Annotated in this window: 9 protein-coding genes; 4 read left to right on the forward strand and 5 right to left on the reverse strand. The window is 62.0% G+C overall.

What is annotated here, in order from left to right:
- From AB4Z09_RS24445 to AB4Z09_RS24455, 3 genes are all read left to right on the forward strand, one after another.
- The gene (locus AB4Z09_RS24445) at positions 1-903 is read left to right on the forward strand and encodes a UbiA family prenyltransferase (RefSeq protein WP_442240865.1); all 903 of its coding nucleotides are present in this window, start codon (positions 1-3) and stop codon (positions 901-903) included.
- A 34-nt stretch (positions 904-937) separates the two neighbouring features.
- Complete coding sequence (idi, locus tag AB4Z09_RS24450) at positions 938-1,498, forward strand: isopentenyl-diphosphate Delta-isomerase (RefSeq protein WP_442240873.1); 561 nt, start codon at positions 938-940, stop codon at positions 1,496-1,498.
- 236 nt (positions 1,499-1,734) lie between these two features.
- Positions 1,735-3,417, forward strand: coding sequence for a flavin-containing monooxygenase (locus tag AB4Z09_RS24455; RefSeq protein WP_442240874.1), 1,683 nt, complete (start codon positions 1,735-1,737; stop codon positions 3,415-3,417).
- Here the strand turns inward: AB4Z09_RS24455 and AB4Z09_RS24460 are convergent.
- The 5 genes from AB4Z09_RS24460 to AB4Z09_RS24480 all read right to left on the reverse strand — a co-directional run bounded on the left by AB4Z09_RS24460 (position 3,412) and on the right by AB4Z09_RS24480 (position 6,987).
- Complete coding sequence (locus AB4Z09_RS24460) at positions 3,412-4,500, reverse strand: LuxR C-terminal-related transcriptional regulator (protein ID WP_442240866.1); 1,089 nt, start codon at positions 4,498-4,500, stop codon at positions 3,412-3,414. The genes AB4Z09_RS24455 and AB4Z09_RS24460 overlap by 6 nt on opposite strands.
- A gap of 13 nt (positions 4,501-4,513) precedes the next feature.
- Positions 4,514-5,005, reverse strand: a complete 492-nt coding sequence (locus tag AB4Z09_RS24465; protein ID WP_442240867.1) for a hypothetical protein — start codon at positions 5,003-5,005, stop codon at positions 4,514-4,516.
- 496 nt (positions 5,006-5,501) lie between these two features.
- Complete coding sequence (locus AB4Z09_RS24470) at positions 5,502-5,819, reverse strand: histone-like nucleoid-structuring protein Lsr2 (RefSeq protein WP_442240868.1); 318 nt, start codon at positions 5,817-5,819, stop codon at positions 5,502-5,504.
- A gap of 593 nt (positions 5,820-6,412) precedes the next feature.
- Entirely contained in the window at positions 6,413-6,535 is a 123-nt protein-coding gene (locus AB4Z09_RS24475) for a hypothetical protein (protein ID WP_442240869.1), read from the reverse strand.
- 131 nt (positions 6,536-6,666) lie between these two features.
- Positions 6,667-6,987, reverse strand: a complete 321-nt coding sequence (locus AB4Z09_RS24480; RefSeq protein ID WP_442240870.1) for a hypothetical protein — start codon at positions 6,985-6,987, stop codon at positions 6,667-6,669.
- A gap of 892 nt (positions 6,988-7,879) precedes the next feature.
- Between AB4Z09_RS24480 and AB4Z09_RS24485 the strand changes: the two genes are divergently transcribed.
- A complete protein-coding gene (locus tag AB4Z09_RS24485) occupies positions 7,880-8,014 on the forward strand; it encodes a hypothetical protein (RefSeq protein ID WP_442240871.1) in 135 nt (44 codons plus the stop codon).
- Positions 8,015-8,609 lie beyond the last annotated feature (595 nt).

Consider the following 8,609-nt stretch of genomic DNA (forward strand, 5'->3'; position numbering starts at 1 on the left):
ATGGCCGTCGACACCAAACCCACCGACACGCGGCTAGGCCGTCTCGTGCGGGCACCCCTGCACGAGGCCAGGATCTGCTGGTCGTTCACCTGGGGCGACCTGTCCGCAACGGTCCTTCCCGCAACAACCTTCGCCATCGCAGCGTGGAACAGCACCGGCCTGCCCGCGCAGTCCCTGCCGACCGTCATCGCAAAGTGCCTGGTGTACTTCTGGCTTTACATCTACACCTTCAACTTGTCGAACCAGCTCATCGGCATCGACGAGGACAGGATCAACAAGCCACACCGGCCCCTGGTGACCGGGCTGATCACGCCCACAGGTGCGCGCCGCCGCCTGGTGCTTGCGACTGTGGCGTTCCTGATCGTCGGGGCCCTGTTCGGGGTGCTGCTGTGGACGAGCCTCTGGGTGGCTGCCTGGGCCCTCCACAACCACCTCGGATGGGCGCGCACCGCGTGGGGGAAGAATGCCGCCATGGTCGCGGGAACGATCGCCCAACTCGCGGCCGCGTGGCAGATCGTCACACCCCTTACCGATACTGCGTGGACCTGGATCCTGACGATCGCGGTCCCACTGGGCGTCCTCGTCTCCCTCCAAGACTTACGGGACCTCGCCGGCGACGCTGCCATCGGCCGGAGGACCGCGATCATGGTGATGGGGGAGAGGAACTCTCGACTGTTATTCTGCGTCGCGTTCGCCCTCTACCCCCTGGTGACCTACCTCGCGCTCTACCGCGGCGCACCCATGCTGGCTCAGTGCATCGGGGCGGCCGCCGGAGTTCTGTCCCTCGTAATCGCGTACCGAGTTCTGCGCTTTCGAGACCGGCGATCCGACAACACGACCTACATGATGTACACGTACTGGTACTGCATCACACTTGCCAGCGCTGTGTTCGCGGTCGGATGACATCGACACCACCCACAGCACGAGACGAGGACCTGTGCAAACGACAGAAGAGCTAGTCGTCCTACTCGACGACACCGGCAATCCGATCGGCAGTGTACCGAAACACACTGTGCACACAGCAGATACACCACTACACCGGGCGTTCTCCTGCCACGTGTTCGCGCCCGACGGGCGGATGCTGGTCACGCGCCGCGCATTGACCAAACTCACCTGGCCGGGAGTGTGGACGAACTCCTTCTGCGGCCACCCCCTCCCCGGTGAGTCGGACCATGACGCCATCGCTCGGCGTGGCCAGTGGGAACTCGGCATCACGCTGACCGACATCCGCCCCCTGCTACCGAGGTACCGCTATCGTGCCGTCGACTCCTCAGGAATCGTCGAGAACGAGATCTGCCCGGTGTACGCGGCGACCACAACCGACGATCCCACCCCGAACCCTGCAGAGGTGCACGAGTGGAACTGGGTGTCAGTCCCCGACATTGCAGCCGCGACAGACCGCGCGCCCTTCGCCTTCAGTCCATGGTTCGTCGAGCAACTCTCCCAAAGCACGCTGTACGACACAGACTCCAGTTCTGTTCCACCGCAGAGTGCTTGACTGAACACCTGACATGAGAAGGGCGTGGCCTTGTGGCTTCCGAGTCCAGTGATATTTCCAACCCTCGCGTCGACATCGGGGCCGTCCGAGCAAAGTACCGGACCGAGCGCGACCGACGCCTACACGTCGACGGCATCCGCCAATACTCGCCGCTTCTCGAGGATGATTCCAGCTCAGGTCGCGCCAGCAAGTCGCCCTCGGCTGGCCACAACGAGTGCCAAGCCGTCGATGTGGTGGTGATCGGCGCCGGCATCGGAGGCATCCTAGCGGCCGTCCGGCTCAAACAGGCCGGGATCTCCCATCTGCGCATCATCGAGAAGTCCAGCGGCGTCGGGGGGACGTGGCACCTCAACCGCTACCCCGGCGTCCGGTGTGACATCGAGTCTTACATCTACCTGCCGTTGCTTGAGGAGACCGGGTACTGCCCATCGGAGAAGTACGTCACCGGTGACGAAATCCGCACGTACCTCGCATCACTCGCCCGCTCGTATGCCCTCACCGACGTCACATCGTTGAATACTCGCGTTACCGCGGTCGAATGGCTCGACAACCAGGCTTTGTGGGCGATATCGACCAACACCGGCGAGGTGCTCCGAACCAGATTCGTCGTCCACGCCGCCGGACTGTTCACTACCCCCAAGATCCCCGCAGTTCCTGGACTCGAGATGTTCAATGGGCGTGCCTTCCACACAAGTCGATGGGACTACGAGTACACGGGGGAGGACCTGAGCCGACTGGCGGACAAACGCGTAGGGATCATCGGAACCGGCGCCACCGCCGTGCAGTGTGTTCCGCCTCTGGCGGCACACGCCCAACATCTGTACGTGTTCCAGCGGACGCCCTCGCCGATCGACGAGCGAGGCAACAGCCCCACCGATCCGGAATGGTGGGATCAGCTGCCGGCCGATTGGCGGATCGAACGGATGATGAACTTCACCCGTATGGTGTCCGGACACACCGATGGCGATGACGTGGTCGACGACGGGTGGACGCGCGTCATGCGTAAGGTCGGGAGCTTCTTCAAGAACGAGCTCCCCATCGCCAGTCCTGCAGAAATGGCCGAGCTACTCGAAGTCGCGGACTTCCATCACATGGAAGACCTGCGCCGACGCGTCGACCAGATCGTCCACGATGCTGGCACTGCGGGGCTACTCAAGCCGTACTACAGATCCCTGTGTAAACGGCCCTGCTTCAGCGATGACTACCTTCCCGCCTTCAACCAGCCCAACGTGACCCTCGTCGACGTCAGCGGCGACAACGCCATCGCAACAATCTGCGACCGCGGGATCCTCACCGCGAGTGGAGAATACGATCTCGACTGCATCATCTTCGCCACCGGGTTCCACATCGGGACAACCATCGTCGAACGCAGCGGATTCGACATCACCGGACGCGTCGGACTCGCGCTATCGGATAAGTGGAAAGACGGACCGCGGACCTTGCACGGGCTCATGAGCCACCAGTTCCCGAACCTGTTCTTCCTCGGCGCAATTCAGACAGGGTCGACGAGCAACTTCACCCACATGCTCTACGAGCAGACAGCACACATGACCAGCATCATCGCTGCATGCAACGATCGCGGCGCCGACTACGTGGAGCCCACACCCGCGGCCGAAGCCCACTGGGTGCAGACCGTCCGGCAATCCGCCCAGAACAACACCCAGTTCCTGCAGGAATGCACGCCTGGATACTTCAACCAGGAAGGCGACGCAGACGACCTGAACGGGCTGATCGCCTCCCAATACGCAGGCGGCCCCCTTGTCTTCTTCGATCTCCTCGAGCACTCGCGAAAGAACGGACACACGAACGAACTCGCATTTGCCCGACTTGACCCACTTCGCCACCGCGGTGTCGGCCAAGCCCTTCCCGAACCACGCTATCGCCGCCGCACCCGACGAATCATGGATCCCGACTTATAGGTCGGCGGTTGTACCTGACGCATGTTCCTGTTCGACGACCCAAGCCGCGATCTGCGCCCGCGAAGTGAACCCCAGTTTCGTCAGGACATGCGCGACGTGCCCGTCAACCGTTCGTCGCGAAAGTACAAGTCGGGCTGCGATCGCTTTGTTCGTCAGGCCCTCGGCGACCAGTTCGGCGACCTGGTGTTCGCGCTTGGTCAAGTCTGTCGGGGCACGGGCGGCGGCGGTCCTCTTGTTGGAGCGCTCGCCGAGGGCGAAGGCGATCGCGGCCTCAAAGTCCAGCGAGCGACCCTCGCGGTAGGCGGCCTCGAACGCTCGCGCACCGAGTTCCCGACGGAGGTTCCGCTCCGACTGTTCCCCGTAGACGAGAACATTGGGAAATAGTATCGATGCTCTGTCCACGGCCAGGTACAGCGCGTCGGCGGCTCCCATCATGACCGCTGCGCGTCGAGGTTCGCGGTCGTCAGATACCCACGCCATTGCCTGCAGAATCGCCGAGGGCATGAGGGGATCGTCTGACAGACGGACCAGTTGGAGTCCCTGTTCGAGGTGGTGTGCCGCACGGTCTCGGTCTCCCTCGAGCCACACGACGATTCCCATGGACCACAGCGCATACGACCGATGCATGGATTCGCCATGAGATTCCGTGATGGACAGAGCCTGCTCGTAGTTGACGCGAGCCCGCGATGTCTGTCCACTCGATTGGTAGGTCCATCCGAGTATCACCAGCGCGCTGACCCATTCCGAGAGTGCGTGATTCTTCCCGAATGTGTCAACGGCATCTTCTAGGTATGTCCGTGCGCGGTCGAGATCACCGCCGGCGAGCGCGGCCCACCCGTCGGCGGCTGCGACGAAGGCGTGGACCATCGGATCGGACTCGCCCGTATCAAGAATCCGCCCTTCTTCGACCAGGTCCGTTGCCGCAGCCAGGTCACTCTGGAACACGGCCAAACCGCACGCCACATAAATCGCCTCGGCCCGTTCCGTGGGTGGCGACCCGGGCTGGGGCAGGGCGCGGTCAATCCAGCGCCGTCGACAGTAACCTCTATCTGCGACCGCGCGGATGCGTTCGCGCGCGCTCAAGCATTCGATATCCTTACGACATAGTGAAGTTGAAGTATTGTGCCGAGTCATACGGCGGAGCTTTGTGTGAGACGAAGAATATGGCTGCGCCGATGTGCGTTGTGGGGATTCCGGTCAACGACTTCCACGGATTCGCACTGGTGATCGAGTGCCCTGCAGGGGCTGCTGTAACGCTGAGTATCAGGTACGCGCCGTTGGCGATATCAAGGGCCATTGTCGGGGTGCCCTGGATGCAGTATCTGCCGTCGGAGTCGGTGACGGCGGAGTTGGACCAAGTTGTCGTGCCATACTGCACAGCGGTCACTGTGACATCGGCGAGTCCCATCGCGGTAACCGGCGGCCGGCCATCTACCCAGGGGGCATTCACATAGGCGTTGCCACAGAGCTGGTTGTCTCCGGTCGGAACGGCTGCGGTGGCAGCCGCTTGGACGGGTCCCGCGAAGGCTAGAATGGCGGCGGAGGCGAGTGCCGCGGCACCGGTTCCGATCATCTTGACGCTCATCATGTTTGAACCCTTCAGGTTTGACAGAACAGCGTTGATCGAACATTCCTAGCGCGTGCGGGTTGGACTTGAGCCCGATTGCACCCCCGTTCTCAGCTGCCCCAAGATCGTCCGAATGAGACGTCCCGAATCGGATTTCGACGCTAGAAGACAGGAACATGCTCTCGCTGGAGAAGTCCGTATAAGGGACAGGTGTGGTGGCTCGATTTCACTCGCCTCCCACACTGTCTACAAGTGGTCACCGATCTCGGAGACGCGGGAGTCAGCTGCATACGGATCACCGAGGCGATCGGCACAACGGCCGCAGAACATCACAGAGCTAGAGTGTGTCTGACAGATGTCGAGCAAGTGGTCGCGCGCCTCCGTGAGGGTGGACGTGGGCGGGTAGACGAGGCGGCGCTGTTCGCCCGATGGTCGACTCAGATGCGCAGATCGACTCGGCACGCACCCGCCGCAGGGTTTACGGAAATGATCTCGTGGCGCCAARCTGCTCTGCGCGCTAGGAGACGTGTGCGGCGGCGTAGTCCTCAAGTACCGCCTGCGGAATCCGGGACCCGCGGTTGAGTCGGTAGCCGTGTGCACGTGCCCACCGCCGAACCTCGTGCAGTCCGTTGCCGGACGCTGGGCCTATAGCAGCCCACCTCTTGTGGCCACCTACGCGCCGGGCGTGGCGGATGTAGCCGCGCAACAGGCGGCGCAACTGTTCTGAGTTTTCGTCCTTGAGATCGATCGAGTACTCGACCCCGTCTACCGAGAACTGGATCGTCTCTCCCCCGGATGCGATCTTCTCCCCGTCGAGATCATCGAAGACCTCCACAACTACCCTGTACATCGCGCCCCCGCCCCATAGTTGCGTTCGGTCGACCCAGGCGGCGGCCGTCCGGGTACCTATCGCTCCCGCTTTAGTGCGCACTCACTGCTTGCATCGGTCACACGAGTTGGCGGTGGTAGCGCAGGAGCGACTCGGACGGATGTGCAGAAACTGCCGAGTTCGCCGGGTGAACGGCTTGTTCATCATCAGGCGCTATCCAACATCGAGGTAGTCATGCCGGCGTATCCGCAGGATCCCTCTACGCGGGCAACCGTCTGTTGCCAACCAAAAGCAGTGCAGAGCTCACTCGAGCTCTGCACTGCGTTTGGCCGACGCTTTAGCCGCCGCTGCCGGATTGTAGGCTGGACCAACCGGCGCCCTGCGAGGAAGCTGTGTCCAAGCCATTGGCCATCACGGACATGAACATCGAGAAGATGTCCACTGATCCCGACCAGAAGTCAGATGACATTCGTACTCACTCCTATCTCAGGACAGCGCTTTGAGGAACACCGTGACCGGACCGGAGGAGCCGGCCCAGGTGATTGCGAACTGTCGCGCCAGGTCGGCGGCGATTGCTTGCAGAGACATCATCTCTCCGATCAGAGAACATCGATTCCGAGTGAAAGCTGAAGTGGCGCCATCACCAGAATTTGGAACATCAGCGGCGCCATCTGCTGAATTGTCTGGCCGAGTGATGCGGTAGCTTCCGCAACCGATCCCATGACTATCCTCCACTCGAATAGTTGTTAGACGACATTGCATTCAGCCCATCCAGTGAACCCCCCAGAACGGGTACACCATTGAGGATCAGCGAATACAGTGCCTTGATGAACTCTGCAAGCATGAGGCCTCCTTAAGTAGTTGCGAAGTGGAAGTTGTAGGCCGAGTCCAGACCGGAGATCTTGTGAGTCAGGAAGGTCCCGACTCCGATCTCATCACTCCCGAACAGGCCCGTGGACTTCCACGGGCTCTTGCTCGCCGGTACGAGCGTGTGACCAGCCGGGAGCGTGGTCAGCGCAAGCTTGACGTACCCGCCCGACGTCACGGTCGAAACCAGCGTCCCGGAAGTGTCGGTGATGCAGTAGCGGCCGGCCGAGTCGGTCGTCGCGACCGGGCTGACACCGCCGGGCAGGGACACCGGATTCTTGTTCTTGTCGAACAGGGATGCCGTCACCTGCGCATTCTGAATGCCGGTCGAGGGGTCCGGCGGGGCCGCATTCTCGTTCCAGGCGCCCGCGTAGACATTGCCGCAAACCTGGTAGTTCACTGTCGGGACAGAGTTCGGAGTTGCCGCTGCGGACGCAGTGCCCACAAAAGCGATGGAAGCGGCCGACGCCAACGCGGCCGCAGTGATTCCAATAGTCTTGACCTTCATCAAACTTCCCCTTCACTGAGGTTGTCGATACAGGGTGTAGTGTTAACTCCCCCGCGCGGATCGGACCAAATTTCCATCCAGTTTGCGCCCATCCCCGAGTCCAGACCGCGGACCGATCGCGTCCGGTGTTCCGCACTCGAAGCAACGCCGTGCACGTTATTACGAATCGGTTGCATCCGTAAGAAGATTTCAACATCTACTCGTCAGTAGTTTTTGGTCGCCAGCCGGCTGGGCGTGTGCGCCTCCCGTGGACGTTGGGTAGATGTTGTGAAATGGTGTTAATTTTGAACTACGGTACAATTTAATGCATTCCAGAAGAATTTACTGGACGTTTGTCCAAGTCTCTCGAATAAGTGCATGGTGGGGCCAGTCCTCGGGGCGCTCGGGGTCGTGTGGAGACTGTCGGTTCGAGGTGCATCGGGTCGGGGCGCAGCAACGTTTGTCGGCATTGCACTCTTCGCAACGCTGGCACGCGAACCGAGCCAGGTGCGGGATCGCCCGTAACGTACGCCTCGACTGTTGCCCGCCGCGCGCGAGCGTGTCGTCCGTTCGGCGCAGCTTTGCAGTGGCGACGCGTCAGCCCGCGAACTACGCCGGCCCCCGGCGCGGAACCAGTGTCGGAAGGTACGCCCGATAGGCAGTGCGACACCGGCAGGTGTCCCGCGCATTCGCTCGGAAGGGGAGAGATTCGATGGGCTCTCTCGCTATGGTCTTCGACGGGTTCACGGTGAACAACCTCCTTGTCGCCGCCAACGAGGTCGTCGCGTTGGCGCCCTTCGATCTGGCGTTCCACGCGATCGGAGATCTGCTCGGACTCCCCCCATGACGTCGTCAACGGCGCATGGAGATCGATCGTTCAGGGCCTCATGGACCTGTCCTGATCCGCCCCGTGCGTCGTGACCGCGGTCTCGCTGGCCTGAGGCCGGGCCGCAAAGCCCCGGTCCCAGCCACAGACCTTGACCCACCAAACGGAAGCGACTGGCAAACACGCATGTCACTGGGTCTCATTCAGGACCGCTTGTTCACACTCGCGAACAACTCTCGGTTCGCGGCCCTGGCGGCGTTGGGTTCTTGATCGCGGTCCTCCAGCTGTCGACTCAACTCGATCATTCGCTGCTCAAGCGTTGTGACCTGCCGTTGGAGTTGGTCAACTCGGCGGGAGAGCCAAGCCCGGATTCGCGCCAGCTGAATCCATCAACGCATTGAGTATCGGAGCGGTTCACGATGTCGCCTCTGGTGCGCGTCCCGTGGGCTACGCAAAGACCCGACTGATGGGCTGCTTAGCCTAGCCTCGATCTTTCGTGAGCGCGGCGTGCCGGCCTGATCGAGTTCGGATTTCTTGTCCCGGTGATGGTTCCGGTTTCCGGACGTGGCGGGGTGGCCGACGCGGTCGGGTTGCGTCGGGGTCCACGGCCCCGAAT

Source organism: Rhodococcus sp. TAF43, assembly GCF_052113525.1.
Lineage (GTDB): Bacteria > Actinomycetota > Actinomycetes > Mycobacteriales > Mycobacteriaceae > Prescottella.

What these genes read in the sequence shown, in the direction of transcription:
- AB4Z09_RS24445 (WP_442240865.1), top strand. Translation starts at nt 1, where the DNA reads ATGGCCGTCGACACCAAACCCACCGACACGCGGCTAGGCCGTCTCGTG.
- AB4Z09_RS24465 (WP_442240867.1), bottom strand. Translation starts at nt 5,005, where the DNA reads ATGATGAGCGTCAAGATGATCGGAACCGGTGCCGCGGCACTCGCCTCC.
- AB4Z09_RS24475 (WP_442240869.1), bottom strand. Translation starts at nt 6,535, where the DNA reads ATGGGATCGGTTGCGGAAGCTACCGCATCACTCGGCCAGACAATTCAG.
- AB4Z09_RS24485 (WP_442240871.1), top strand. Translation starts at nt 7,880, where the DNA reads ATGGGCTCTCTCGCTATGGTCTTCGACGGGTTCACGGTGAACAACCTC.